This window comes from Dyadobacter sp. CY356 (assembly GCF_021440195.1).
GTDB lineage: Bacteria > Bacteroidota > Bacteroidia > Cytophagales > Spirosomataceae > Dyadobacter.
Genome location: NZ_JAJTSZ010000006.1, coordinates 1 through 25,922, shown reverse-complemented (window position 1 = coordinate 25,922; position 25,922 = coordinate 1). Strand labels below are relative to the sequence as shown.

The 25,922-nt window shown below is 40.1% G+C and carries 23 protein-coding genes; 13 read left to right on the top strand and 10 right to left on the bottom strand.

The genetic code is table 11. From position 1 onward, the window contains the following. Nucleotides 1-40 precede the first annotated feature (40 nt). The gene (locus LXL81_RS19110) at nucleotides 41-1,450 is read left to right on the top strand and encodes a hypothetical protein (protein ID WP_234648370.1); all 1,410 of its coding nucleotides are present in this window, start codon (nucleotides 41-43) and stop codon (nucleotides 1,448-1,450) included. 70 nt (nucleotides 1,451-1,520) lie between these two features. On the opposite strand, the gene rpiB is transcribed toward LXL81_RS19110, so the two are convergent. Further along, nucleotides 1,521-1,952: a ribose 5-phosphate isomerase B gene (gene rpiB, locus LXL81_RS19105; RefSeq protein WP_234648369.1), complete on the bottom strand. Its 432-nt coding sequence runs from the start codon at nucleotides 1,950-1,952 to the stop codon at nucleotides 1,521-1,523. 127 nt (nucleotides 1,953-2,079) lie between these two features. Between rpiB and LXL81_RS19100 the strand changes: the two genes are divergently transcribed. The 3 genes from LXL81_RS19100 to LXL81_RS19090 all read left to right on the top strand — a co-directional run bounded on the left by LXL81_RS19100 (nucleotide 2,080) and on the right by LXL81_RS19090 (nucleotide 4,146). Further along, nucleotides 2,080-2,850 (top strand): TIGR00730 family Rossman fold protein, encoded by a 771-nt coding sequence (locus LXL81_RS19100; protein WP_234648368.1) that lies wholly within the window; start codon nucleotides 2,080-2,082, stop codon nucleotides 2,848-2,850. Then, on the top strand, nucleotides 2,850-3,419 hold the full coding sequence (locus LXL81_RS19095; RefSeq protein ID WP_234648367.1) for a Crp/Fnr family transcriptional regulator: 570 nt from the start codon (nucleotides 2,850-2,852) through the stop codon (nucleotides 3,417-3,419). Before LXL81_RS19100 ends, LXL81_RS19095 begins: the two co-directional genes overlap by 1 nt. Nucleotides 3,420-3,540: 121 nt before the next feature. After that, nucleotides 3,541-4,146, top strand: a complete 606-nt coding sequence (locus LXL81_RS19090; RefSeq protein ID WP_234648366.1) for a hypothetical protein — start codon at nucleotides 3,541-3,543, stop codon at nucleotides 4,144-4,146. 89 nt (nucleotides 4,147-4,235) lie between these two features. On the opposite strand, the gene LXL81_RS19085 is transcribed toward LXL81_RS19090, so the two are convergent. Beyond that, nucleotides 4,236-5,210: a helix-hairpin-helix domain-containing protein gene (locus LXL81_RS19085; RefSeq protein WP_234648365.1), complete on the bottom strand. Its 975-nt coding sequence runs from the start codon at nucleotides 5,208-5,210 to the stop codon at nucleotides 4,236-4,238. Nucleotides 5,211-5,353: 143 nt separating this feature from the next. After that, the gene (locus LXL81_RS19080; RefSeq protein ID WP_234648364.1) at nucleotides 5,354-5,515 is read right to left on the bottom strand and encodes a hypothetical protein; all 162 of its coding nucleotides are present in this window, start codon (nucleotides 5,513-5,515) and stop codon (nucleotides 5,354-5,356) included. A gap of 150 nt (nucleotides 5,516-5,665) precedes the next feature. Between LXL81_RS19080 and LXL81_RS19075 the strand changes: the two genes are divergently transcribed. After that, nucleotides 5,666-7,150: a glycine--tRNA ligase gene (locus tag LXL81_RS19075; RefSeq protein WP_234648363.1), complete on the top strand. Its 1,485-nt coding sequence runs from the start codon at nucleotides 5,666-5,668 to the stop codon at nucleotides 7,148-7,150. 77 nt (nucleotides 7,151-7,227) lie between these two features. Here the strand turns inward: LXL81_RS19075 and LXL81_RS19070 are convergent, their stop codons facing one another. Continuing rightward, nucleotides 7,228-7,419, bottom strand: coding sequence for a cold-shock protein (locus LXL81_RS19070; protein ID WP_090335282.1), 192 nt, complete (start codon nucleotides 7,417-7,419; stop codon nucleotides 7,228-7,230). 189 nt (nucleotides 7,420-7,608) lie between these two features. Here LXL81_RS19070 and guaA point away from each other — a divergent pair, with 189 nt between their 5' ends. Then, a complete protein-coding gene (gene guaA / locus LXL81_RS19065; RefSeq protein ID WP_234648362.1) occupies nucleotides 7,609-9,138 on the top strand; it encodes a glutamine-hydrolyzing GMP synthase in 1,530 nt (509 codons plus the stop codon). Between the two features lie 82 nt (nucleotides 9,139-9,220). Here guaA and LXL81_RS19060 read toward each other — a convergent pair whose 3' ends face one another. After that, nucleotides 9,221-9,385 carry a DUF1328 family protein gene (locus LXL81_RS19060; RefSeq protein WP_138477434.1) on the bottom strand — a complete coding sequence of 55 codons (165 nt, stop codon included), beginning with the start codon at nucleotides 9,383-9,385 and terminating at the stop codon, nucleotides 9,221-9,223. 326 nt (nucleotides 9,386-9,711) lie between these two features. Between LXL81_RS19060 and LXL81_RS19055 the strand changes: the two genes are divergently transcribed. Continuing rightward, nucleotides 9,712-11,577 (top strand): M1 family metallopeptidase, encoded by a 1,866-nt coding sequence (locus LXL81_RS19055; protein ID WP_234648361.1) that lies wholly within the window; start codon nucleotides 9,712-9,714, stop codon nucleotides 11,575-11,577. 91 nt (nucleotides 11,578-11,668) lie between these two features. Here LXL81_RS19055 and LXL81_RS19050 read toward each other — a convergent pair whose 3' ends face one another. The 4 genes from LXL81_RS19050 to LXL81_RS19035 all read right to left on the bottom strand — a co-directional run bounded on the left by LXL81_RS19050 (nucleotide 11,669) and on the right by LXL81_RS19035 (nucleotide 16,585). After that, nucleotides 11,669-14,242 (bottom strand): DUF5686 and carboxypeptidase regulatory-like domain-containing protein, encoded by a 2,574-nt coding sequence (locus LXL81_RS19050; protein WP_234648360.1) that lies wholly within the window; start codon nucleotides 14,240-14,242, stop codon nucleotides 11,669-11,671. Nucleotides 14,243-14,284: 42 nt separating this feature from the next. Beyond that, the gene (locus LXL81_RS19045; protein WP_234648359.1) at nucleotides 14,285-15,106 is read right to left on the bottom strand and encodes an ion transporter; all 822 of its coding nucleotides are present in this window, start codon (nucleotides 15,104-15,106) and stop codon (nucleotides 14,285-14,287) included. A 99-nt stretch (nucleotides 15,107-15,205) separates the two neighbouring features. Next, nucleotides 15,206-15,910, bottom strand: a complete 705-nt coding sequence (locus tag LXL81_RS19040; protein WP_234648358.1) for a DsbA family protein — start codon at nucleotides 15,908-15,910, stop codon at nucleotides 15,206-15,208. A 42-nt stretch (nucleotides 15,911-15,952) separates the two neighbouring features. Continuing rightward, nucleotides 15,953-16,585: an NAD(P)H-dependent oxidoreductase gene (locus tag LXL81_RS19035; RefSeq protein ID WP_234648357.1), complete on the bottom strand. Its 633-nt coding sequence runs from the start codon at nucleotides 16,583-16,585 to the stop codon at nucleotides 15,953-15,955. Nucleotides 16,586-16,681: 96 nt separating this feature from the next. Between LXL81_RS19035 and LXL81_RS19030 the strand changes: the two genes are divergently transcribed. After that, on the top strand, nucleotides 16,682-17,083 hold the full coding sequence (locus tag LXL81_RS19030; protein ID WP_234648356.1) for a helix-turn-helix domain-containing protein: 402 nt from the start codon (nucleotides 16,682-16,684) through the stop codon (nucleotides 17,081-17,083). Between the two features lie 82 nt (nucleotides 17,084-17,165). Here LXL81_RS19030 and fbaA read toward each other — a convergent pair whose 3' ends face one another. Beyond that, nucleotides 17,166-18,245, bottom strand: a complete 1,080-nt coding sequence (gene fbaA / locus LXL81_RS19025) for a class II fructose-bisphosphate aldolase (RefSeq protein ID WP_234648355.1) — start codon at nucleotides 18,243-18,245, stop codon at nucleotides 17,166-17,168. Between the two features lie 431 nt (nucleotides 18,246-18,676). Here fbaA and LXL81_RS19020 point away from each other — a divergent pair, with 431 nt between their 5' ends. The 5 genes from LXL81_RS19020 (at nucleotide 18,677) to LXL81_RS19000 (ending at nucleotide 25,530) form a co-directional block, all read left to right on the top strand. Then, nucleotides 18,677-19,897: a hemolysin family protein gene (locus LXL81_RS19020; protein ID WP_234648354.1), complete on the top strand. Its 1,221-nt coding sequence runs from the start codon at nucleotides 18,677-18,679 to the stop codon at nucleotides 19,895-19,897. A gap of 29 nt (nucleotides 19,898-19,926) precedes the next feature. Beyond that, nucleotides 19,927-20,847 (top strand): class A beta-lactamase, subclass A2, encoded by a 921-nt coding sequence (bla, locus tag LXL81_RS19015; protein WP_234648353.1) that lies wholly within the window; start codon nucleotides 19,927-19,929, stop codon nucleotides 20,845-20,847. 49 nt (nucleotides 20,848-20,896) lie between these two features. Further along, complete coding sequence (locus LXL81_RS19010; protein WP_234648352.1) at nucleotides 20,897-21,514, top strand: ABC transporter ATP-binding protein; 618 nt, start codon at nucleotides 20,897-20,899, stop codon at nucleotides 21,512-21,514. A 20-nt stretch (nucleotides 21,515-21,534) separates the two neighbouring features. Beyond that, nucleotides 21,535-25,002, top strand: a complete 3,468-nt coding sequence (locus tag LXL81_RS19005) for a gliding motility-associated C-terminal domain-containing protein (RefSeq protein WP_234648351.1) — start codon at nucleotides 21,535-21,537, stop codon at nucleotides 25,000-25,002. A 78-nt stretch (nucleotides 25,003-25,080) separates the two neighbouring features. Then, a complete protein-coding gene (locus tag LXL81_RS19000; RefSeq protein WP_234648350.1) occupies nucleotides 25,081-25,530 on the top strand; it encodes a DUF4920 domain-containing protein in 450 nt (149 codons plus the stop codon). Nucleotides 25,531-25,922 lie beyond the last annotated feature (392 nt).

Below are 25,922 nucleotides of genomic sequence, written 5' to 3'. Positions count from 1 at the left end.
GTGAAAGTATTCATGTCGTCCTATCTAACCAACCAGTTTCTTGCTTAGTTTTTTTCGGGTTAATGCGGCTTATCAGATGATTAGTTTAGTAGTATTTTTTCTACTGCTAAGACTGCCGTTCTTTTTTGGGGGAATACCTTTGCTGATACCTGAGTTGAGCTGGATGCTCGTTGGAGAGCAAATGAACCACGGTTTTATGCTTTACCGGGATGTCTGGGATAATGTTAGCCCATTTTCAGGATTGACCTACTGGCTCATCGATTCGCTGTTCGGAAGGGCGCAATGGGCGTATCAGCTGGCGGCTGCCGGACTGGGGATTATCCAGATACTTTATTTTAATTATGTAATCTATTCCCGCGAAGTTTTTCCGGAACGCACCTACATTCCCGGTGCTTTGTATGCAATTTTCCTGAATATATCCTTTGACCTGGGCACGCTTTCGCCGATGTTGATGGCCAATACATTTTTACTTTTTGCCTTTGGTTTAATCGTAAAAATTCTGGTTAAGAGAGAAGCTACGAATCAGGTTTTTGAAATGGGACTTTATATTGGTATCGCCACCCTGTTTTATCTGCCCGCTTCATTATTTATGATCTGGGCATTTTTGGCGCTGCTTTTTTATACCGGTGCAACAATCCGTCACCATTTATTAGGACTTTTCGGCTCCATTTTCCCCTTGCTTATGGTTCTGTTATTCTTCTATATGAATGATGGGATTGAAAGTCTTAACCGCAATTTGCTGACTTCCGTATTTCAGGTAAAACAATATAATCTTAACGATTTTTCGTCTTTGCTCGCTTCGTTGATTCTCCCGCTGGGTTTTGGGATTATGGGTTTTACACGGATTTTTACGACTTTAAGATTTGTCAACTATCAAACCAGAATCCAGCAGGTAATGGCTTTGTGGTTTATCGTGGCGGTTTTTACAATCCCGTTGATGCAGTATCTGGCTCCGATGCAGTTTGTGATTTTCATTCCGCCAGCTGCGTTTTTCGCGACCCATTATTTTCAGAGTTTCAAAAGGAAAAGTATTGGTGATGAATTTCAATTTGTTTTGATGACTGCCATTATTGTCTTCATACAATATCAGGGAACGAGAGGAATTCTACCGGGAGTTTCCATGGGGAAACTGGAAAATTTAAGATCTAAATCGGCATCATTACCACCCGAAATCAGAAACAAAAGAATTTTAGTACTTGGCCAACATGCAGGTGAGTATACCGAAAATTTCAGTGCAACACCATACCTGAACTGGGATCTGTCAAGTTACGATTTAAGAAATCTGGATCATTTTGACAGCGTTATCCATGTTTATGACAATTTTAGAAAAGATCCCCCCGACTATGTTATCGACAAGGCGAACCTGATGCCAAAACTTTTGTCAAGAGTTCCGGCGCTGCAAAGTCAGTATAAGCTAAGTCAGTGGAAAGGGATTTATCAGAAGATTTAAGTTCCTCAAAAAAGTAAAGACCGGTCATCAACAATGGCTGGTCTTTACTTTTTAATAACGATTTATATTTTCAACAAGCGATTTTGTTAACGCGTGTCTGGTGTCTTCCACCTTCAAATTCTGTGTTTAAAAATGCTTCGATACTAGCGATTGCCGTTTCCAGCGTTATAAATCGAACCGGAATGCAAATGACATTGGCGTCGTTATGCTGACGTGCCAAAGCTGCAAGTTCCAGATCCCAAACCAATGCAGCGCGAATTCCCTGATGTTTGTTTGCTGTGATGCATACGCCTTGTCCGCTTCCGCATAACAAAATTCCTCTATCAAATTCATGATTTTCAACACCGCCTGCTACGGGATGTGCGAAATCTGCATAATCTGCCGAGTCCGGGGTATATGTGCCAAAATCTTTTACTTCATAACCGTTATTGGTAAGCCAGGTCGTGATTGGTTCTTTGTATGGAAAACCGGCATGGTCGGAACCGATAGCAATTTTTTTCATTACTTTTTTGTTAATTGTGTCAGGGTTATTACAATTCTTAACAGGAATTTGTTAAAATTTCTCATCTCGATTTGAAAAGGAAAACAAAGGTAACAGCAAATCAATGAACTAAAATATTTTTGAAAATATGAGTGATGAATTAAAAGATGGAAATGCAAAATTAATTGATGTATCCCTTCTTAATCCTTCTGTTCCGGAAGATGAAAAACGAATCAAGGAAGCATTTGAAGACCGTAACTGGAGTGAAATAAAAAGTGCGGATTCCTGGGTTATATTTAAAGTAATGGCTGAGTTTGTTGAAGGTTTTGACAAAATGGCTAAAATTGGTCCCTGTGTCACGATTTTCGGATCGGCCCGCACTTTGCCTGATAATCCTTATTACAAAATCACAGAGGATATTGCCGCCAAACTTGTACGCCATGGTTATGGTGTGATCACCGGCGGTGGACCGGGTATCATGGAAGCGGGTAATAAAGGTGCATTTGAGCAAGGCGGGAAATCGGTAGGTCTGAATATCAAATTGCCGTTTGAACAGCATAGCAATCCCTACATCGACCACGATAAAAACATAAATTTCGATTTCTTTTTTGTGCGTAAGGTAATGTTTGTCAAGTACTCACAAGGATTTATCGTAATGCCCGGTGGTTTTGGAACTTTGGATGAATTATTTGAAGCGATGACTTTGATCCAGACAAAAAAAATCGCCCGTTTCCCGATTGTTTTGGTTGGGAGCGATTACTGGTCCGGTCTTATAGACTGGATTAAAAATACAATGTTAACAGCCGGCAATATCAATGAGGCAGATTTAAAATTGATCAGCATCGTTGATACGCCTGATGAAGTGGTCCACGTCATCGACGAATTCTATTCTAAATACTTGCTGAAACCGAATTTCTGATGAATTATTTCATCAATTATTTGAATCAGCTTTCTGCTTTGTCTCCGGAATCTGCGGAGGCGATAGACCATATCACGATTCATAGAAATATTCCCAAACATACATTGCTGCTTCAAAACGGCAGTGTATGCAGGGAATTTCATTTTCTGGAACGCGGGCTTGCCCGTGTTTTTTACTACAAAGATGGAAAAGAAGTAACGGCCTGGTTTGCCTCTGCTAACCAGATTGTGAGTGCCATTGACAGTTTGTTTACAGGAAATCCTTCTCAATACAATATTGAAATCCTGGAAGATTCAGTGGTCTGGAGCCTCCAATATCATAAAATCGAACCTGTTTTTGAAAAATATCCTGGTGTTGAAAGGCTTGGACGTTTACTGATCACCAATAATTATCTCCTTCTTGACGAACGTATGAAACTCTTCGCCTTTTGCACAGCTGAGGAAAGATATGAACGTTTGCTACTTCAAATTCCTGATATTTTGCAAAAGGTTAAGTTAGGCCAAATTGCTTCTTATCTCGGGATTTCTCAGGAGCATTTGAGTCGGATTCGAGCTGGGTATAAAAGATGAGGTTTGATCATGATTCTCCGGTTATGAGTTTAGACGAATGCACGATTTTGATAATTATCAATGGAAAGATTTTCTGATGAGCAGAGATTTGGCCTATACTAAGGCTTCAAATTTTATAATCATGGAAATTTTGCTTGTTTGTGCATATTCTATTTTAATTACCTATGATCTGGTCAATTCATGGGTAGTGTTAATAGAAAGAAAGAAAAGAGTTTTTCTTCAAGTTGGCCTAGCCGCGACAGTTCTGCTATTTCTCTACATCGGTTTGGGAATTTTCCCAACAATTTCTGCTAATAACCTGCGAGGGTCTTTTCTGGGTTGGTATGCGCTCGGGTATACTTTGCTCACGACTTATTCTGTCTACGTTTTTGTCATTTGGACAATCATGTCCTTTTCAATAGTGAAAGAGATAAATACAGCTAAAAGACCAGTACAATATGGCCTCAGACATGCTGCATTTTTATTGATTGGTTCATGTTCAGCCTGTTATCTGACCATTCTTGGGAATTACTATTTATTTCCGCCAAGTGGAGTTTCACTAATAGATATATTTTGGGTACTGATTTATTTCATCTTTTTAATTATCGTAATGATCCGTATGATCTGGGGTGAAAAAGTTGATTTCGGAAGTCTGGTTCGTGTTCTATTCTCCTGCGTAATGGGTTTTCAATTGTTGTTATTTATTATGTTGCTAGCCGACCAATTAGTTCAACGCTTAAATAGCTGAATTTGGTTCTAACGTTTGATTTAATTATATCCAGATTTTTATACCTGTCATCTATTAAATTCTGTAAGTTTTGAATTTAAAAACAACATTCAAAACGCCAAATAAGGCCCAATTTTCTCAATCATCTTTTCATCCAAAACCCTGACTTTTTTCAAATCCTCAATGGATTGGTAAGATCCATGCTGCGTTCGGTAATTAACAATGACTGTATTGATTTTTTTGTTTCGTAAATATGAATGCTGGCTTAATTCTTCGGAAGTTGCTGTATTAATATTGATTTTCTTGACAGGACTCTGGATTTTGGCATATTTATTCAGCTCTGTTAGCGCGAGAGAATCCAAACCGAAAATCTCGGAAAACTGGCTTGTGGAGTGAAATCCACCCAGGGCATCCCGGAACTTTAAAATCCTTAAAGATAATTTACTGCCAATTCCTTTGAGTTTAATAAGCTGTGTGGTGTCGGTTGTGTTTATATCAAAAGGAACAATGACTGGTTTGTTGTATGCTTTGACTTCTTTGGGTAAGGAATTGTTAGCATACGTTTTTTCAGGATAGTTCGATTTGGGGTATGAAGACCCAGATTCAGGAAGTTTAATATAGGATTCCAGTTTTTGATACACATCGGAAGGGAAATCGTAAATATTCAGTAAATCTTCCTTTTTCCTGAATTTTCCACCTTTTGACCGGTATTTGTCTATGCGTTTGGCAATGAAGGCAGGAACGCCAAGTTCCTCTAACTGATCAATAGAAGCAGTATTGGGATCAAAAGAAAATAATCGTATTGGTTTGGTAGGCGCTTTTGTATATTCTTTTTTTGAATATTTACTCTCGTTTTCTTCTTCCTGCAATACGGCATCTTTTTCCAGTTGAGCCGCTATGCTGTCCAGTTTTATTGTATTGACAGGCTCCGAAGACGTTGGAAAAAGTGGTAATATCCAGCGTCTTAGTACAAAAGGAGTCCAGATCAGAAAAAAAGAAAGAAACATCAAAACAAAAGCAGCGCGGGCCTGCTTTCTGGAAATACCGAAAAAATCTTCAAGCTGATCAAGTATTCGCCGGAGCATAGGTCAAAAGTTTAGGACAGAAATGTTTGTCCCGCTTTGACGTTTAAAAGTTGGAATGGTTTCCAGATTATTGAAATTAATTCTGTTGATAATTATAATATTTCAGTAACATCCTGATTTCACATATCGTCAAGATTTCCTTCCTATTCCACTTTTCCTCTTAATTCACGTATACCATCACGATGTAATGATTTCAAATATTCGGTTAAAGCCAGATCGATGATGTTTTCTATCGAGCCAAGTTTTTTCCTGAAAGAGCGAATTTTCTTGATTTTAGCTTCATCAATTTCAATGTCTGTTTTCATAGTGTATGTTTTTAAGTCTATCAAATTTACAATTTTTCCAAACATCAATACGCTTTGCCACCAAATTCCCTAATTTTGCCAACCGATTGTTAAAACCTCTAATTTGCAGTCGTAAAACCTTTGTTTATTAATCAATTGTCTGAATCAATAATGAGCGAATCACCTGCTACCTCTTTACAAGATATTGTAGGGCATGCCAAAGAATACGGATTTGTGTTCCCTTCTTCGGAAATATATGATGGATTGCAAGCCGTTTATGACTATGGTCAGAATGGTGTGGAATTGAAAAATAACCTGAAAGCAGTGTGGTGGAAAGCCATGACACAGCTGAACGACAATATCGTTGGTATTGATGCTTCCATTTTCATGCATCCGCTTACCTGGAAAGCTTCCGGCCACGTGGACGGGTTCAGCGATCCGATGATTGATAATAAAGATTCAAAAAAACGCTACCGTGCTGATCAGCTTCTGGAAGGAAAAGCGGAACAATACGAAGCAGACGGCCAGCCGGAAAAGGCGCAGGCATTACTTGCTGAAATGGGCCGCTTATTAAGTGCTGAGGATCTGGAAGGTGTTCGTGAACTGATTATTGCTGAAAATATAAAATGTGCTGTTTCTAATACTGCCAATTGGACGGAAGTGCGTCAGTTTAACCTGATGTTCAGTACGCAGGTTGGATCCGTTGCAGAGGATTCCAGTTTGATCTATCTGCGTCCGGAAACGGCTCAGGGGATTTTTGTTAATTTTTTGAATGTGCAGAAAAGCGGCCGCATGAAAGTGCCGTTCGGTATTGCACAGATTGGAAAAGCGTTCCGTAATGAAATCGTTGCGCGCCAGTTTACATTCCGTATGCGTGAATTTGAACAGATGGAAATGCAGTTTTTCATTCGCCCTGGCACTGAAATGACCTGGTATAATAACTGGAAGGAAGCGCGTATGAAATTCCATATTGCACTTGGTTTGCCGGCAGATAGTTTGAAATTTCATGACCATGAAAAACTTGCGCATTATGCCAATGCAGCTGTGGATATTGAATACAAATTCCCCTTTGGTTTCCGTGAAATGGAAGGAATTCACTCACGTACTGATTTCGACCTTCGTAACCACCAGGAATTATCTCGTAAAAAACTTCAGTATTTTGACGCAGATCTGGATGAAAACGGCAAACCTTTTGGAAACTACATTCCTTATGTTGTTGAAACTTCCGTTGGTGCCGATCGTCTTTTCCTTGCCACTTTCTGTAATGCATATACAAAAGAAACAGTAGGAGAGGGCGATGCTGAAAAAGAACGGACCTATCTTAAATTACACCCGGCACTGGCTCCGTTTAAAGTTGCGGTTTTGCCTTTGGTTAAAAAAGATGGTTTGGCTGAAAAAGCGCAGGCCATTACGAATTCTCTAAAATCAGCTTTCCGTACTACTTATGATGACGGAGCAGCAATCGGTAAACGTTATACCCGTCAGGATTTGATCGGCACGCCATTCTGTGTTGTGGTTGACTACCAAACGATGGAGGACGACACAGTTACAATCCGTCACCGCGATACCATGGAGCAGGAACGTGTGGCAATCAGCGAATTGAGAGAGAAAATCGGGTATCAGGTTTCGATGGAAAGAATTCTGGAACTGATCTGATAAAATTTCAAAAAATATATCTAACAAAAAAGGGTTTCCAATGTGGAAACCCTTTTTTGGTTTTAATTAAGTCCTGATTATGCAAGCTTAACATTCACGGCGTTCAGTCCTTTGCGACCTTCCTGAAGATCATAAGTAACTTCGTCGTTTTCGCGAACTTCATCAACAAGACCAGAGATATGTACGAAATAATCTTGTCCTGTTTCTGCGTCTTTAACGAAACCGTATCCTTTTTCGTCGTTAAAGAATTTAATTGTTCCTTGATTCATAAAAATTGTAATAGTGAATTGTTGAACAAATATAATAAAAACAGAAAGTTATTTACAAGACTTAATAGTAAAATAATATAGTATTTTCTTCGCTAAGCCATAGTGGTAAAAGTAATTTCATATGTTTCTTTGATATTTTTCTTTCTGTCATAGTTAAACTGTACCTTTGCGGTTTATATCGCATTTTCTATGACTGAACAGATTCTTATTCTAGATTTTGGCTCACAATACACGCAATTAATTGCGCGTCGGGTTCGGGAACTCAATGTTTATTGTGAAATCCATCCATACAACAACTTCCCGGAGTTAACTCCCAATATCAAAGGTGTTATTCTTTCAGGCAGCCCCTGCTCTGTCAGGGATGAAGATGCGCCATATCTTGATTTCAATAAATTCAGGAAAATAGTGCCGATTCTGGGTGTTTGTTATGGCGCTCAGCTCATGGCTCATTCTTTTGGCGGAGATGTGAAACCTTCCCAGCACAGAGAATATGGCCGGGCCCGTTTGGAAATTGATGACGAAGATTCTTCGCTTTTAACCGGAATTTCTCAGACTTCGCAGGTGTGGATGTCGCATGGTGATACGATTGTCAGTATTCCTGATGATTTTCATATTATTGCTTCAACGGAATCTGTAAAAGTAGCTGCCTTCAAAATCGAAAATGAACTTACTTACGGTATTCAGTTTCACCCGGAAGTGACGCACTCGACCGACGGAAAGCAGTTAATGCACAACTTTGTCGTTGGAATTTGCGGATGTAAACAGGATTGGACAGCAGACGCTTTCGTTGAACAAAGCATTAGCAGTCTTAAAGCGAAACTTGGAAATGACCGTGTTGTGATGGCGCTTTCAGGTGGTGTTGATTCTACGGTAGCGGCAACGCTTGTGCATCAGGCCATTGGTAAAAATCTGTTTTGTATTTTTGTAGATAACGGGTTGTTGAGAAAAGACGAATACGAGCAGGTTTTGGAATCTTACCGCGATATGGGTTTAAATATCAAAGGTGTTGACGCAAAAGATTTGTTTTATAAGGCACTGGACGGCTTGTCTGATCCGGAAGCGAAAAGAAAAGCAATTGGAAAAGCATTTATTGATGTTTTTGATCAGGAATCACATTTGATTGAGGATGTGAAATGGCTGGGTCAGGGAACAATATATCCTGATGTGATCGAATCGGTTTCCGTAAAGGGTCCTTCTGCTACAATCAAATCGCACCATAATGTGGGTGGTTTGCCTGATTTTATGAAGCTGAAAATTGTTGAGCCGCTAAATACTTTGTTTAAAGATGAAGTAAGACTGGTTGGTAAAACTTTGGAAATTGATCCGACTATTTTAGGGCGCCACCCGTTCCCGGGACCAGGTCTGGCGATTCGTATCTTGGGGGAAATCACTCCTGAAAAAGTAGCGATTTTACAGGAAGTTGATGCCATTTTTATCGGTGGATTGAGAAAATGGAATTTATATAATGAAGTTTGGCAGGCTGGGGTAATGCTTCTTCCTGTTAAAAGTGTGGGTGTAATGGGTGATGAGCGTACTTACGAAAGTGTGGTTGCGTTAAGAGCTGTGACATCTGTTGACGGTATGACAGCAGACTGGGCTCATTTGCCTTATGATTTCCTGGCAGAAGTTTCTAATGATATTATCAATAAGGTAAAAGGCGTTAACCGCGTTGTTTACGATATTTCTTCAAAACCACCTGCAACAATCGAGTGGGAATAAGATTTTGAATTTGTCTAAAAATAAGAAAAGCGGGCTGTTTCAGCTCGCTTTTTTCAATATATAACCTGTCTCTTTAATTTCCTCAGGATCGACCAACTCCGCGGCTGATCAAGCTTAGTACAAATAAAACTAAAAAAACAAAGAAAAGTATTTTAGCAATTCCGGCAGCTCCTGCTGCAATTCCACCAAATCCAAGTACTCCGGCAATGATGGCAACGATCAGAAAAATAACTGTCCATTTAAGCATAATTGACAAATAGTTTAAGTTGATAAATGCGTATGAAACTTTTAATACTAATTATGTGCCAGATATTCGTTTTCCATAACTAATTTGATTACTACCGATCTAAGTGCATTTGCAGCCAGATTATTGGGCTTTTGTGTAGAAATTGATTCCCAGAACAGACGCATAACTGGTATAATAAGTTACAAATTAAACATTAGAATGAAATAATATTGACTTATTCATAGTTGTCATAGCAATATTATAGTGAAATGTGATTCTCACCTTGTCAAGTGCGTCATTAGCTGTAATTTGCGTGATATTTAAAATTTGAAAAATAGTATATTAGAATGAATAGATTGCTTCTTGTTTTACTGACTGTGTTAACCTGCACAGCTGCTTTTGCCCAATCGGATCGCTGGCAGCAGCGCGTAAAGTATCAAATGAACGTAGATTTTGATGTTACAAAACATCAGTACAAAGGCGTTCAGAAACTGGTTTACAGTAACAATTCTCCTGATACGCTTACAAAAGTTTTTTACCATTTATACATGAACGCATTCCAGCCGGGAAGCCAGATGGATGTACGTTCGAGGATGATCAGCGATCCCGATCCGCGTGTGAAAGACAGGATTTCAAAATTGTCTCCAAATGAAATTGGATACGAAAAAATTCTATCGCTAAAACAAAATGGTAAGCCGCTAAAATATCAGGTGGTTGGTACGATACTGGAAGTGACCTTGAATGAAAAAATACTTCCAAAATCCCAGCATACGTTTGATATGGAATTTGAAGCGCAGGTTCCAGTTCAAATTCGTAGAAACGGAAGAAATAATAGCGAGGGAATTGATTATTCAGTCGCTCAATGGTATCCTAAACTTTGCGAATATGATTATGAAGGCTGGCATGCAAATCCTTACATTGCCCGAGAGTTTTATGGTGTCTGGGGAGATTTTGATGTGAAAATTACTTTGGATGCTTCTTATCTGGTGGCAGCAACGGGTTACCTCCAAAACCCGGAAAAGATCGGTTATGGTTACAGCAAAAATGACGTTCCTCATAAAGCTGGAGAAAAATTGACCTGGCATTTCATTGCACCGGAAGTTCATGATTTTATGTGGGCTGCGGATCGCGACTACAAGCATGATGTGGTAAAAGTGGATGACAAGCTTGACCTGCATTTCTTCTATCAAACCGATACCCTGGCAAACGTCTGGAAAGAAATGGAACCACTGGCCGTTCAGTCTTTCAAGATCATGAACCAGAAATTCGGTCGGTATCCTTACAAACAATATTCGATCATTCAGGGTGGTGATGGTGGAATGGAATATCCAATGGCAACTTTAATTACCGGACATTCAAATTTGGCAGGTCTGGTGAGTGTGGCCGTTCACGAATCCATACATAGCTGGTTTCAGGGATTGTTGGGCACAAATGAATCAAAATATTCCTGGATGGACGAAGGCTTTACAACCTATGCCCAGAATCTTGTTCTGTCAGAAATATTCCAGTCAAAGACCGATCCTATGCGCGGAACAACGGCCAGTTACAGAAATCTTGTAAAGTCTGGCCTGGAAGAGCCGCTAACTACACAAGCAGATCATTATAACACCAACAGAGCTTACAGTATCGCCAGTTATTCCAAAGGTGCCGTTTTTCTGAATCAGCTTGGTTATATCATCGGGAATGATAAACTGGAAAGTGGAATGAAACGGTATTTCAAAGAATGGGAATACAAACATCCAAACCCGACAGATCTGAAAAGGATTATGGAAAAAGAATCCGGACTGGAACTGGACTGGTATTGGGAGGACTTTGTCGGTACTACCAAAACGATCGATTATGGTATCAAAGAAGTGGTTTCCAATGCCGGAAAAACCGATGTTGTGATTGAAAGAGTCGGACAAATGCCGATGCCGCTTGATATTGTGGTAAGCTACAAAGATGGTTCGCAGGAGAATTTCTATATTCCGCTTGAAATGATGCGCGGAGAAAAGTCTGAAAAGCTTTATTATAAAACCACATTACTGGCCGATTGGGGCTGGACTTATCCGGAATATACTTTCTCGATAGACCGCCCGATGACTGATGTAGACAGAATCGTTATTGATCCAAGCAATCGCATGGCGGATGTGAATCCTGAAAATAATACTTATCCTTCGTTGCCAAAAGTTGCTCCGAGGTTTAAGGGAGAAAAGGTGAATGAAGTAAGATAGTGGCTTTCGGCTTTCGGCAATCGGCTATCGACATTCCGGAAATTAAGTTTTCGTGTAACTCGATGGCCGACTGCCGAAAGCCGAGGTTTTTTTATCTCAAATCCGAAATTCTAAATATCGTCCCAACCCGAAATTCTATTTTTTGCAATTTTGCTTCGTCAAACTGAGCGACGGTTTCGATACGGAAGAATTTAAAAATGTGATCCAGGCCATATACCAGCTCAGAATAATGTCGGGAAGTAGGAGAGAAGAGATAATGAACCTGAACTGTTTCCTTTATTCCTGTCAATCTTAAAGCGGGAATCTGCGTTACCAAAAACCGTTGCATCGACCAGAGTGCATGACCTTCAATAAACCACTGTCTGGTACTGTGTTCATAATATGGCAAACTACGGAACTGAGTCAACGGATCGCCCATTCGGAAAAACGATTCGTTTCCAAGGAAATGTCTGAAATCGGGAAAATACATTTCCTTTTTGCTTAAAAATCCTCCGCCTTTTACAGAATAACTTAACGAATTCCGTGGACCAAGTTCAATGGCCTGCCGAATTCCGCCTTGCAAAAATTTGTAATCTACATCCCCCGCAAATGGCAATCCACTTTTGTACAATATACTGAATGCTGGTTTTCTGGTCCGTAAATACCGTTTCTCGCCATTTCTGACAACGTAACGTCGCCAGGGACGAATATCAGCGCTGATCTGGAAAATCATTGCATCATGATCCGGGAATCCGGTATTGTTTTCTTCATCATTTATCGGTCGGTTAGGCAAAAATGCTCTTTTTGGCCAGTCAATATAGGATTTGATATTTTCCATATTGAACAGTTCCTTCCGCTGTTCATATTCCAGGCTGGTACTGATATTTACGATATCAAAAACATTACGGATATCATACTGCGCCTTTGCGAATTTGGATTGATACAGTTTTGCCCTGTTTCTTTCAAAGATCAACGTTGAAATCGTATTGCCAAAGGGTGTTATCGGATTGTCCCGGTTAATCTGGTTTACCATTTCCCCCGCAGTGACCATCAGATTTGAGTTGGCATTTCCAACATTCATCTGAAGGTTTCCGTTAAATTTATCTCGTCCAAATGTATATCGTGCATATGGCCGAACGGAAAAATAGCTTGATTTGCCCCATTGCTTTTGCCACTCCGCAGCCAGATTCAGCGCGTAACCTTCAACGGTATTGTAATAAAATCCTAAAAACGGACTTTCTATATGAACCGAGTTTTTGTTACTTAATTTATATGTATTGCCAAGCAGAATGTGATGCGGTTTGAAATTCGTAGAATCCGGCCGGTCATTTGCTTTTCGCTCATCTTTGGCAATTTTAATACTATCCTGCAAGGCGTAACTCTGAACTTCGGTATTTGTCAACGGCACCGGGCGAAGCTTTTCCCAATAAGTTGTATCCCGTTTGTTTGCAGAAGAATCCACAATGATCGAATCCTCTCGAACCACACGCGGATCTTCACCATTCTTCTTCCTTTCTTTTTTTAACTCCTTATCATATTCTTTGGTATACTTTCGCAGGTTTTTGGTCGAAAAAGCTTTCTGTTCCTGTATCATTTTTTCCAGGTTTTTCTTGCGCACTTTTTCCGCAGTTTCAGGATCAGCCTTTGGATCATTGACAACAATTTCTTCTTTCAAACCCGGATCAATATCCAGTTTTTGGTAGGTTAAAGAAACGAGATATTTAAACTCTCCGGCAAAACCAAGATAACTTCCTTTGATCCGGAATTGCTGATTAACGGGAAGCCAGATATTTTGAACGGGATTGAAAATCTGTTTGGCAAAAATATCCAGTCCACTCGTGGTCGTTTCCAGATCATAGCTATGTATTGCCCAGCGGTCGTCGATGATGTACAAACTTCCACGGAAAACGCCTTCGCCGTAAGCTCTTGGAATTACTTTTATCTTGTTGATAATTTGTCCCCGATCTTCAAAATAACCTTCGTATTCAAACTTGTAATAGGCAAATGCTTTTGGCGAAAGTGGTGAAATAGTCCCGGCAATTTCAGGACTATACAAGCTGGCTAAAATATACTCGTTCGGAGAAGGAATACTATTATCCAGACTATTTCTGGTAGAAATAATATGCTGTTTGAAACTGTTCGGGCGGCGGTACTGAATTTCTGCAACGCTTTCGTTAATGATCGCTTTCCCTTCCTGAATACCTTCTTTTTTGAATCTTTTTTCAATCAGGTAAGGAATTTTTGTTGGCAGGGCTGTACTGCGTGAATAAACCTTTGCCTGATAAGACCTGATTTGTAGTTGATGAAAACGTGCCTTGGCAATCGCTTTCCGCATGATCGTATAAGCGGGATCTTCTCTTTTATTTCCAACCGTAAATTCTCCAAGATTCAGCGCCTGTTCTTCCAGCGTGATGTTTAACTCTTTGAAATCATTGCCTACAACAACGGTCTGGGTTAGCGTTTTAAATCCCAGATACTGAAAAACCAGTTGATATGTACCTGCTGCCAGGGTGAATTCGTACAGACCCTCATCATTGGCAATAGTCCCCTCACTTGTTCCATGCACCACAATTCCTGCATAAGGCAGCGCGTCTCCGTTTTTATTTGAAATACGTCCTTTTATTCCTCCGGCCTGGGAAAGGGAAACTGTGAAGCATAAGAGAAGTATATAAAGGGTTACGCGCATAAAGTTGAGTGTCTGCTTAATTCCGGAATTATTGAAAATATATTATTCTTTAAGCGGATGACCGCAATTACTGCAAAAATTGGCATTAAACGGCATTGATCTTGCGCAGGACAAGCATTCTATCTCATTAACCTTTTTAGCTACCGGCTGCGATCTGGACATTTCGACTGTTACTATACCAGTGGGAACTGCGATAATTGCATAACCCATGATCATTACTATGGATGAAATTACCTGTCCTAACGGTGTTTGCGGGGTAAGATCTCCGTAACCAACCGTTGTTATTGTGACGATGGCCCAATATATACTCTGGGGAATACTGGTAAATCCGTTTGCCTCGCCTTCAACAACATACATAATCGTGCCTATGATTAAAACCAGGGCAACGATGAACAGCATAAACACGGTTATTTTTTGTAAACTTGAAGCCAGGGCAGATTTAAGTACCTGCGCATGATGGACAAAACTGCTCAGTTTCAGAATTCTGAAAACGCGCAGAAGTCTTAGAATTCTGATGGTGATCAGATAGTGGCTGGCGGGTAAAAAGTAGGTGAGGTAATATGGAATGACGGACAACAAATCTATAATACCATAAAAACTGAGCAGGTATTTGAGTGGCTTCGGGTGACTATAAATTCGTAGAAAATATTCTATTGTAAAAATGATTGTGAAGAACGTTTCGAGATAGAAAAATACAGAATCATAACGATCACGGATTTTTGGGACACTTTCCAGACAAACGACCAGAATACTGATCAGAATAAACCAAAGTAGAAAAACGTCGAACAGACGTCCTCTTTTAGTATTTGCTCCAAAAATGATAATGAAAAGCTTTCCACGCAGCGAGTTACGATTGATTGCCATGGCTTATTGATGAGAAGTAAGCCGGCAATGTAAGAAAAGCCCGGTTACTGCGCAAAAAACGCAGTCTCCGGGCTTTTATATCAAAATAAGAAAACCTGCTTAGCAGTTTCCGTCAATGTCGCAGCTCTCGCCATCTGCAAGGCTCACTAACGGAGCAGGATTTTCTTTCTCCCATTCCTGAAAAGATTGTTGCAATGCGCTCAAAAATGTATCGGATTGCTGTGCACCTGATACCGCATATTTTCTGTCTAAAACAAAAAACGGAACGCCACGCACGCCGACTTGCTGTGCTTCATAAATATCTTTCCGGACATCCTCCGCATATTGATTGCTTTCAAGAACATCTTTAACTGCACTGGCTTCCAGGCCGATTTTAGTGCCAAGATCCATCAACGTGGCATGATCGGCCGTGTTTTTTCCTTCGGTAAAATAGGCGTGGAACAATTGTTCTTCCGCTGCATCTCCCAGATTATTTTTTTTGGCAAACTGAATAAAACGGTGACTGTCAAAAGAATTGGCCAGAACTGTTTTATCCATATGATATTCCAGACCAACTTCTTCTGCCACATTGGTGACATGATCCAGCATTTGCGTTGCGTGGTCTACAGTGAAACCTTTCACTTCTGCAAGGTATTCGACAATGCTTCTATCCGGATCTGTTTTCATGTCAGGATTCAACTGAAAACTTTTCCATTCCACTTCAATTCTGTCTTTTTGTGGGAATTGTTCCAGTGCTTTTTCAAACTTGCGTTTTCCAATATAACACCAGGGACACATCACATCACTCCATATTTCAACTTTCATAACTGCTTTCTGTTTTAGTTTGAGCAATGTTTACGACCTGTATCAGATGGTAACAAAAAGCTCTTCATGTGGTCTTCTTACCTTTTTCGCGCTGGCTAAAACGTCATTTTCAGCGTCACGGTACCCCAGCGTCATAAGCACAACACCATGCAAACCTTTTTCGTTTAGTCCCAAAATTTCATCCAGCGCATTGGCATCAAACCCTTCCATTGGTGTCGCATCAACTTGTACGGAAGCTGCGGCTATAAGCCCATTTCCTAATGCAATATAGGCCTGGCGGGCCGCCCATTGTGCGTTAATCTCTTCACTACGGCTAAGGATTCCATTTGTAATTGCCGTCTTGAATCCTTCCAGGGACTCAGCTCTAGTTCCACGGGTTTCAGCAATCAGATTTATGTATTCATCGATATGTTCAGCCGTAATTTTTGTCCAGGAAGCAAAAACGATCAGGTGTGAAGCTTCCGTAATCTGAGGTTGCATGAAAGCAATTTTCTGTATCTTTTCTTTAACTTCCTCGTCCTCAATAACAAATATGGTATAAGGCTGCAAACCCGTGGATGATGGTGAAAGTTTAATGGCTTCCAGGATTACATTCAGTTTTTCAGCTGGTACTTTCTCACCATTCATTCTTTTGGCAGCATAACGCCAGTTCAAAGTTTCTATCAGATTATTCATTTCAAATTCATTTTTATAATTTCGATATGCAAACTTAAATAAATAAGCTATACATTTGTAAGTACTATACAAAAGGATAGTGATATAGTTACGGATATGGAAAAGAAAGAAGAAATTTGTGAAGTAAAATTATCACACAGTGATTGTTCAAAAAGTTTGCTGCCCGTGCGTGACGCACTGGATGCGCTCAATGGCAAATGGAAACTTCAGATCATTATTTCACTGATGTTTGGAAACAAACGTTTCACCCAAATAGCCAAAGAGATTCCGAATATTACTGATAAGATGCTGTCAAAGGAATTAAGAGATCTGGAAGCGCATGAATTGGTAAAACGTACGGTTTACGATTCAATTCCGGTAATAGTAGAATACACGCTAACCGAACACGGAAGATCTCTAAGAGAATTAATTGAAGTGCTGAGAGTTTGGGGAATCAAGCACAGAAATCAGGTGATGGGGAAGGTGGAAATAGGTGATACTTTAGAAGTTGTGAATTAAGATAAAAAATAAGAAAGGAGTTTCGATTGTGTTTGTTACACGCTCGAAACTCCTTTTTAATATGTCGGCAAGCGGTAACTAACTAAGCCAAACGGTTGATGCAGTTCAAATCTTCGAAAGCAACTTTCAAACGAGCGATCATTGTTTCTTCACCTTTACGCAACCAAACACGTGGATCGTAATATTTTTTGTTAGGAGAATCAGCTCCGTCAGGGTTACCCAACTGTGTCTGAAGATATCCTTCTTTTTCTTTGTAATATTTAAGAATTCCTTCCCAAGTTGACCACTGAACGTCAGTATCGATGTTCATTTTGATCGCACCGTATTCAATAGCTTCACGGATTTCTTCACGGGAAGAACCTGATCCGCCGTGGAATACGAAGTTTACAGGAAGTTCACCTGTTCCAAATTTCTCCTGAATATATTTCTGAGAATTGTTAAGAATTTTCGGTTCCAGTTTCACGTTACCTGGTTTGTATACACCGTGAACGTTTCCAAAAGCAGCAGCGATGGTGAAGTTTGGAGAGATTTTACGTAGCTCTTCGTAAGCATAAGCAACTTCTTCCGGCTGAGTATAAAGTTTAGAGCTGTCAACATCACTATTGTCAACACCATCTTCTTCACCACCCGTTACACCTAATTCAATTTCAAGCGTCATGCCGATTTTAGCCATACGCTCGAAGTATTTGCTGCAAATTTCGATATTTTCTTCCAAAGGCTCTTCGGACAAATCCAGCATATGAGAGCTGTACAATGGTTTGCCGAATTTGTCAAAATGACGTTCGCCAGCTTCCAAAAGACCGTCGATCCATGGAAGAAGTTTTTTTGCGCAATGGTCTGTATGTAAAATTACAGGAACACCGTAAGCCTCAGCCATTAAATGAACATGCTGAGCACCAGAGATACTTCCTGCAATAGCAGCTTTCTGATCAGTATTTGAAAGAGATTTTCCTGCAAAAAAGATACCGCCACCATTTGAAAACTGAACAATAACAGGGCTGTTAACGGCCTTCGCAGTTTCGATTACCGCGTTTACTGAGTTAGTTCCAACTACGTTAACCGCTGGTAGGGCGTAGTTATTTTCGTTGGCATGACGGAAGATTTCGCTAACTCCGTCGCCGGTAATAACCCCGGCAGGAAAGCGTTGTGTAGTTTCGCTCATAGTAAAGTAAGATATTTTATCAAGAAAAAATTTTACAATTAGGGGATTGCGTCCTAATTGTACAGGAATTGCCGCAAGTTAACGATTTTAAAGAAAACGGGAGAATTAAGTAAGTGATATTATAACGGGCAAAGATGATTTATCCATTTTAATCCATTCTGTGTATATTTGAAAAAGAATAGATTAAAAATTTTTTCCATGTCTCCAAAATTGACCCGAACCATTTTAATTGCCGGCTGTATCGGTTTTTTAATTTTGTGGGTGCTTGAATTCCGGCGTACTACCTTATTTGAAAGTTACTGGCTTTTGCTGCTAAGTATTACTTTTCTGCTTTTTTTTCAATTCAATCGTTTAAAATCCTCATTAACTGAAAAGAAAAGACTTGAAGAGGAAAGTTTGAAAAAAGCGGCCTTAACTAAAAATAGAAAAAGATGAACATTCTTCTGGTCGGTTTAGCTGTTTTATTTTTCGTTTTGGCAGGTTATTACGGGGCTGTTCGTGCGGTTTTGCTGGATATTTCTATTGATAGGTATACACTCAGACATGAAAATGCCAGTGTAATATTTCAAACGCTGTATTGGCGCAGGCTTCTGCGGATGATCCGGCTAGCTGTCGTGGCTCTGGGATGTTTTTATGCAGTGGCTTTTGTTTTTCCAATCCTTAAAGATTCACTTGGTATACCGGAAGAACTGACGATTCTGGTTCTTTTTATTGCGCTCGCCATTTTATGGGTTTTGTGTTATACTGTTTGGGTAAGGATTGGTTATGTTTTCCCCAAAGTGCTTGATTTAAAAGCATTTCCTGTTCGTTTCGCAGAATGGGTTATTACGCCTTTGTATTGGCTGGTTGAGCCTTTTGTCAACGAAAGTGCACTAACACATCATTTGCGTGATGAAGCCGCATCTGCCGACGATCCGGATTTTGAAGATCATAGTATAGATGAAAGAATGTTTATCAATGCTTTGGATTTTAAGGATTTAAGGATCCGGGATTGTATGATTCCGCGTACAGAAATTTCGGCGGTTAACGTAAACGATACAATTGAAGATTTAAGAAGAACTTTTCTGGCCAGCGGGCATTCTAAAATAATTGTTTACCGGGAATCTGTTGATGATGTTCTGGGCTATTGTCATGCTTTATCGCTGTTCAGAAAACCAAAAGAAATAAGCAGTATCGTGACACCGATCTTGATTGTTCCGGAGGCTATGCCTGCGAGTGATCTGATGTTGCGTTTTTTGGAAGAACGCAGAAGTCTGGCCTTGGTGGTTGATGAATTTGGCGGAACTTCCGGTTTGGTCAGTGTGGAAGATGTTGTTGAGCAGATTTTTGGTGAAATTCAGGATGAATATGATTTCACGGAAGACTGGACTGAGCGCAAAGTTGATGACCATACCTACATATTAAGTGCAAGACATGAAGTCGATTATCTTAACGAGAAGTATGGCTGGGATTTGCCGGAGGGTGATTACGATACGCTGGCCGGAATGCTCATCCACGTACATGGTGACCTGCCGGAAGTGAATGACGAAATCAGTATGCCCCCATATTCTTTTCAAATTATTTCGATGCAGGATACGAGAATTGAACTTGTCAAACTAACGCGTTTAAGAAACAGCAGCGGCCAGGCGCAGACAGAAGCTGCTGAAAACTAGTCTCAGAAAAACTTTTACACCAATTAAAAATGACCATCAACAAAAACTTCAGATCCTTAACGTCTTTCCTGATTGTTCTTTCTCTGGTTTGCAGCCTGAATGTGTCAGCGCAAAAAAAGCATGAAATTCTTCGTCAGGAAATTGATAAGATCATTTTAGCTTCAAAAAGTGATATTGGTGTTGCCATCATGGGTCTGGAAGATAAGGAGACGTTTTTATTCAACGAAGGACACAAATATCCGATGCAAAGTGTCTATAAATTCCCGCTTGCCATGGCCGTTCTTGATCAGGTTGATAAAGGGAAATTATCGCTGAACCAGAAAGTTCACGTTACCAAAAAGGATTTACTTCCAAAAACATGGAGTCCGTTAAGAGAGAAATATCCTAAGGGAGACGTTGATGTAAAGGTTTCAGAACTGATTGGTTATGCTGTATCAAACAGTGATAACAATGCCTGTGATATCTTATTCCGATTAATTGGCGGACCCAAAAAAGTGGATCAGTACATTCATAGCCTCGGGATAAAAAGCATAGCCATATCTACAACCGAAGAAGAAATGTCGAAAGCCTGGAATGTACAATTTACAAACTGGTGCAAACCACGTGCTATGCTAAGGTTGCTCGATCTTTTTTACAAAGGAAAGAATCTGTCGAAAACCAGTACTGATTTTCTTATGAAAACCATGACAGAAACTACAACAGGGCCAAACAAGATAAAAGGTTTATTACCAAAAAATACAAAAGTTGCGCACAAAACCGGCCTGTCCGGAACGAATGAACAGGGAATAACCGCTGCTTCCAATGATGTCGGAATTATTACTTTACCGAATAATGAACATGTGGCTGTTGTCATTTTCGTGGCGCATACAAAACTGGATGAAAAAGAAAGAGACGCAGTAATAGCGCAAATTTCAAAAAAAGCCTACGATTATTTCCTGGCAAAAAAGTAGTTTTTGGCGATTCTGTCATTCACACATTCTATCAATCTTTCATTAAATTGTGCAGATTAAAGTTGAAAATATAGGTAAAAAATTTGTGCGGGAATGGATCATTCGCAGGGCAAGTTTTGTGTTGGAGGAAGGGCAGATGTATACTTTTGTCGGGCCAAACGGAAGTGGTAAATCTACGTTGTTACAATTGATTACAGGCATGACTCCCGCTACGGAAGGGACGATAACCTATAATGACGGAGGGAAAGAGATCGATGTGGAACAATGGTACAAACATTTGGTCATAGCCGCACCTTATCTTGAACTGATTGAGGAATTTACTTTACGCGAGTTGATTGATTTTCACAAAAAATTCAAACCATTAAAACACAACATCTCAACCCCGGATTTCGAAGATTTTATTCAGTTATCACATGCAAGCGGAAAAGTGATCCGCCATTTTTCATCCGGCATGAAACAACGGGTGAAACTGGGTTTGGCTTTTATGTCGGACGTGCCTGTTATTTTTCTGGATGAGCCAACAACAAATCTCGATGTACACGGAATAAATTGGTATCTTGATAACGTTAAAAAATCCACTGAAAAACAACTGGTACTGCTGGGTTCCAATGTGAAGCAGGAATATGAGTTTTGTGAAAATATCATTAACGTTTCTGCGTTCAAATAAAATAAAAAGAGGTGCCGGTTATGTTGAAAACTATACAATTTCTGCTGATTTTGATTCTGGTTTTCTTCGGAACGATAAACATATCGTTCGGTGGCGGTATGTATTTTGTTCAAAACAAAGGGCAATGGGATGCCGATATTTTATTTCGGACAGAAATTCCCGGCGGGTTTCTTTTTCTGAAAAATAAATCAATTGTGTATGTACTTTACGATGCTTCCAGGGTATCAGCACAGCACGGAAAAGCAACCACGCAGCCAATCTCGCCCAATGCGAAATTTCTACCACCAGCCGCTTCTGATATCAACGCGCATGGAGTTGAGGTGAAATTTGAAAATGCTGGTTCTGAGATTAGATATAGCACTAAAAATCCGGTCAAAACGACTTTTAACTATTTTTTGGGGAACGATAAATCGAAGTGGGTTGGCAATGCCGGTGCCTTTGAGGAAGTGATTTATGAGAATGTCTACAAAGGGATTGACCTGCGCATTTACATTTACGATGCCAGACTGAAATATGAATTTATCGTTCACCCACAGTCCGACCCTTCCCAGATCAGGTTAAAGTATGAAGGTGCCACGGATATCTCTGTAAACGAATCAGGGCAGACGCTGGTAAAAACTTCGGTTGGATCTTTTAAAGAAGCGCAACCTTATTCCTTTCAAACAATCAATAACAGAACATCAGACGTTGCTTCCAAAATTGTTTTGTCAGAAGGAAACCGGATTCAGTATGCTTTCCCAAAAGATTATAACCATTCCGCCATTTTAACAATAGATCCGGAATTGATCTTTTCAACTTTTTCAGGATCCATCGCGGACAACTGGGGGCATACAGCTACGTATGATGGGCAGGGTAATTTATATTCCGGCGGAACCGTATTCGGTGCCGGATTTCCCGCCACTGTTGGCGCTTTTCAGGTTAAATTTGCCGCTATTGTCGATGTTGGGATTTTGAAATACACACCCGATGGAAGTCAGTTGGTTTACGCAACATACCTCGGCGGAAATGATACGGAAGTTCCAAATAGCCTGATTGTCAATAGTAAGAATGAATTGTTGATTTTTGGAACTACGGCATCAACCAATTTTCCGGTCAGTGCAAATGCATATCAGAAAGTCTTTGGAGGTGGGCAGTTTACAGAGCCTGTCAGCGGTCTTGCATTTTTAAATGGCAGCGATATTTTCGTTTCCGGCCTATCAACTGACGGAACAAAACTTACCGCTTCAACCTTCGTGGGAGGAAAAAATAATGACGGAATCAGCGTTACGGACAACGTTAAAGTGAAAAACTATGGAGACAGTTTTCGTGGAGAAATTGAACTGGATGGCAATGATAATGTGATCATTGTTTCTTCTACAAACTCGGAGAACTTTCCGGTTGCGAATGCAGATCAAACAAAACTTGCAGGCATTCAGGACGGTGTTTTGTTTAAGCTATCGGCAAATTTGAATAGTTTGATGTGGAGTACTTATATCGGAGGAACCGGTTTCGACGCCGCTTTTTCTGCCAAACCCGCTAAAAACGGAGATGTATTCGTAACAGGTTTAACACAAAGTACCGATCTTAAAACCCAGTCAACTGCATATCAACCAAAACTTAGCGGGACTGAGGATGCTTTTGTAGGCGTTTACACCGACGGACGTTTGAAAGGTATGACCTACATGGGAACAGTTGCGGAGGATGGTGGATATCTTCTTGACTTTGACCCAAACGAAAATGTGTATATCTACGGATTAACATATGGAAAATATCCGGTTACTGCCGGAAAATACAGCAATGCCAACAGCGGGCAGTTTGTTCATGCGCTGGATAACTCTTTGTCAAAATCTGTTTTTTCAACAGTTATAGGATCAGGAAGAGGCTTTCCGGATATCTCGCCAACCGCGTTTCTGGTTAGCGAATGCGGTAATATTTATCTGGCAGGATGGGGTGGAGATGTAAACAGAGCTACGGGATATAATGCAGTCAGTAGTACTTTGGGGATGGCTGTTACTGAAAACGCCATTCAGTCAACCACCAACGGAAGTAATTTTTACATCGCAATATTGGAAGAAAATGCCAGATCGTTATTATATGGCACCTTCTTCGGAAGTCAGGATAGAACAGGACAGGCGCACGGCGATCATGTAGATGGTGGTACAAGCCGGTTCGATAAAAATGGAATGATCTACCATTCAACTTGTGCCTGCGGCGGCAGTTTTTTTCCAACAACACCGCAAGCCTGGTCAAAAACCAACAAAAGCCCGAATTGTAACAATGCCGCGTTTAAGATTGATATAGATTTATTGAAAGCGGATTTTGATGTTTACCAGGGAGAAAATAAAAATGTGCTGAAAGGATGCGCGCCATTGAAACTGGATCTTGTCAATACCAGTGAAGGGGGCGTGGAATATTTCTGGGACGTTAACGGGAACGGGATTTCCCGGGAAGAAGATGGTGGCTCTTATACTTTTACGGAAGCAGGTCAATATAAAGTTACGCTGACCGTCTATAACAAACTGAGCTGTAAACGAATGGACGTTGCCCAGAAAATCATTACAGTTGAAAGTGTAAATGCAAAAATTACGGGCGATACTTTGACCTGCGAAAACAAAACAACTAGGTTAACTGCCAGCGGAGGTACTAAATATGAATGGTCGCCGGCAACGGGACTTGATAATCCTTTGAGCGCAACACCAAAGGTTACGATTGATAAAACAACAACATACTCAGTAAAAATCAGTTCAGAAAGTGGCTGTTCGGTAACGAAAAAAGTGACTGTGGCTGTGGAGGAAAACAATGACTTTTCTGTAACTCAGGATATAACAACTTGTGCAGGTATGCCAGTTACATTATCCGCATCGGGTGAAGCAGATCAATATCTTTGGTCAGGTGATTCTACTCTGAGTGCAACAACAGGGAAAACAGTTTCTGTAAGTCCAAATCAGACAACAACTTATACCGTTCAGGGAATTTATGCAAACGGATGCCAGCCAAAAAGGCAAGTTACCGTTAACGTAGACCGTTCTTATGTCCCTGCATTTGAAATTGTAAGATCAGGAGGTGAATGTAATAAGCCGGTCAAATATTCGATGATTAATAAAACGCCAAACGCCCAGCGTTTCGAATGGAATCTTGGTACAACCAATAGTTTCAATACCGCAAATGTTGAAGATTTTAGTTACGAAACACCAGGGAAATATACCGTAACACTTACATCTTACAACGCTTCTGGTTGCTCACTCACTACTTCCAAAGAAATAAGCGCCGAAGAACCTCTTATTTTATCCAACGTCATAACACCCAATGGTGATGGGAAAAATGATATTTTTTATGTACCGGTACCAGACTCTGCGCTGGAAATCTATAATCGCTGGGGAAAAAGTATTTTCAAATCCAATGTCTATAAAAATGATTGGGGAAAGGGAATTGCAAACGGGACGTATTTTTACGTTGTCGACACACCAGGAGGAAATCATTGTAAAGGCTGGCTTGAAGTTTTGGAATAGGCCTTAGGGAACGTGTACTTATGAACAAAAAATATTAGATTTAATAAATAATTAAAAGGTTTAATCAACTGTTCAAGTATGAAAAAGCTATTTATATTTTTATTTGTAGTAACAGGGTTTTCTTTTGCCCATGCGCAAACAGCTGCTCATTTTGGTAAAGAAATAAATGATAAAAAAGCAATGCAGGCCAGTGCGCTGCCCGCCAAAATGGGAAACCAGGAAGAGATGGCAGCAAAGGTTACCGGTACTGTCGAATCTGTTTGTCAGGTGAAAGGCTGCTGGATGAAGGTAAAAATGGATAATGGAGAAACGATGCGGGTTATGTTTAAGGATTATGCGTTTTTTGTACCAAAAGATATTGCCGGAAAAACGGTAGTTTTTGAAGGTGAAGCACAAATGAAATCAGTACCTGTTGAACATTTGCAGCATTATGCCAAAGATGCAGGAAAAAGTAATGAAGAAATAGCCGAAATAACGGAGCCTAAAAAAGAGTTGACGTTTATAGCGGATGGGGTTTTGATAAAATAGACGTTTTCCTGTCAGAATGTTTACCAAAATAGAAAGGTGGCTATGACTGAAGTCGGATGTATTGTGGCGACTTGCCCAAGGCTAAAGCCTTGGGTTAATTTTTTAGCACCAAGGGTTCTCAAAAAAGACCTAACCCAAGATTTCAACCTTGGGTCTTAAATTCGTAAGAAGTTTCCGGCCTTAGCTATTAGGAATCCTGCTAAAACAATCATAACCTGACGGGAAACAGAAACCGTAGACGGCTTGTCGTTTAGTCTCAAAAAATTAACCCAAGGTGCTGTGTTAAAAGTCAAGTAAAAGATTAAATATTTTTATAAATTACGCTTTCAGAAGCAGGAATTTATTCCATGCACGTTAGGCAGGGCAATTTAATATTGTCTCTGCCTTATTTT

Bases quoted from the DNA above. Each gene is read 5' to 3' on its own strand.
- LXL81_RS19100 (WP_234648368.1), top strand. From the start codon at position 2,080: ATGAGTGATGAATTAAAAGATGGAAATGCAAAATTAATTGATGTATCC.
- fbaA (WP_234648355.1), bottom strand. From the start codon at position 18,245: ATGAGCGAAACTACACAACGCTTTCCTGCCGGGGTTATTACCGGCGAC.
- LXL81_RS19095 (WP_234648367.1), top strand. From the start codon at position 2,850: ATGAATTATTTCATCAATTATTTGAATCAGCTTTCTGCTTTGTCTCCG.
- LXL81_RS19080 (WP_234648364.1), bottom strand. From the start codon at position 5,515: ATGAAAACAGACATTGAAATTGATGAAGCTAAAATCAAGAAAATTCGC.
- LXL81_RS19050 (WP_234648360.1), bottom strand. From the start codon at position 14,242: ATGCGCGTAACCCTTTATATACTTCTCTTATGCTTCACAGTTTCCCTT.
- LXL81_RS19070 (WP_090335282.1), bottom strand. From the start codon at position 7,419: ATGAATCAAGGAACAATTAAATTCTTTAACGACGAAAAAGGATACGGT.
- guaA (WP_234648362.1), top strand. From the start codon at position 7,609: ATGACTGAACAGATTCTTATTCTAGATTTTGGCTCACAATACACGCAA.
- LXL81_RS19005 (WP_234648351.1), top strand. From the start codon at position 21,535: ATGTTGAAAACTATACAATTTCTGCTGATTTTGATTCTGGTTTTCTTC.
- LXL81_RS19090 (WP_234648366.1), top strand. From the start codon at position 3,541: ATGGAAATTTTGCTTGTTTGTGCATATTCTATTTTAATTACCTATGAT.
- LXL81_RS19020 (WP_234648354.1), top strand. From the start codon at position 18,677: ATGAACATTCTTCTGGTCGGTTTAGCTGTTTTATTTTTCGTTTTGGCA.
- bla (WP_234648353.1), top strand. From the start codon at position 19,927: ATGACCATCAACAAAAACTTCAGATCCTTAACGTCTTTCCTGATTGTT.
- LXL81_RS19035 (WP_234648357.1), bottom strand. From the start codon at position 16,585: ATGAATAATCTGATAGAAACTTTGAACTGGCGTTATGCTGCCAAAAGA.
- rpiB (WP_234648369.1), bottom strand. From the start codon at position 1,952: ATGAAAAAAATTGCTATCGGTTCCGACCATGCCGGTTTTCCATACAAA.
- LXL81_RS19000 (WP_234648350.1), top strand. From the start codon at position 25,081: ATGAAAAAGCTATTTATATTTTTATTTGTAGTAACAGGGTTTTCTTTT.
- LXL81_RS19030 (WP_234648356.1), top strand. From the start codon at position 16,682: ATGGAAAAGAAAGAAGAAATTTGTGAAGTAAAATTATCACACAGTGAT.
- LXL81_RS19075 (WP_234648363.1), top strand. From the start codon at position 5,666: ATGAGCGAATCACCTGCTACCTCTTTACAAGATATTGTAGGGCATGCC.
- LXL81_RS19045 (WP_234648359.1), bottom strand. From the start codon at position 15,106: ATGGCAATCAATCGTAACTCGCTGCGTGGAAAGCTTTTCATTATCATT.
- LXL81_RS19085 (WP_234648365.1), bottom strand. From the start codon at position 5,210: ATGCTCCGGCGAATACTTGATCAGCTTGAAGATTTTTTCGGTATTTCC.
- LXL81_RS19040 (WP_234648358.1), bottom strand. From the start codon at position 15,910: ATGAAAGTTGAAATATGGAGTGATGTGATGTGTCCCTGGTGTTATATT.
- LXL81_RS19055 (WP_234648361.1), top strand. From the start codon at position 9,712: ATGAATAGATTGCTTCTTGTTTTACTGACTGTGTTAACCTGCACAGCT.
- LXL81_RS19060 (WP_138477434.1), bottom strand. From the start codon at position 9,385: ATGCTTAAATGGACAGTTATTTTTCTGATCGTTGCCATCATTGCCGGA.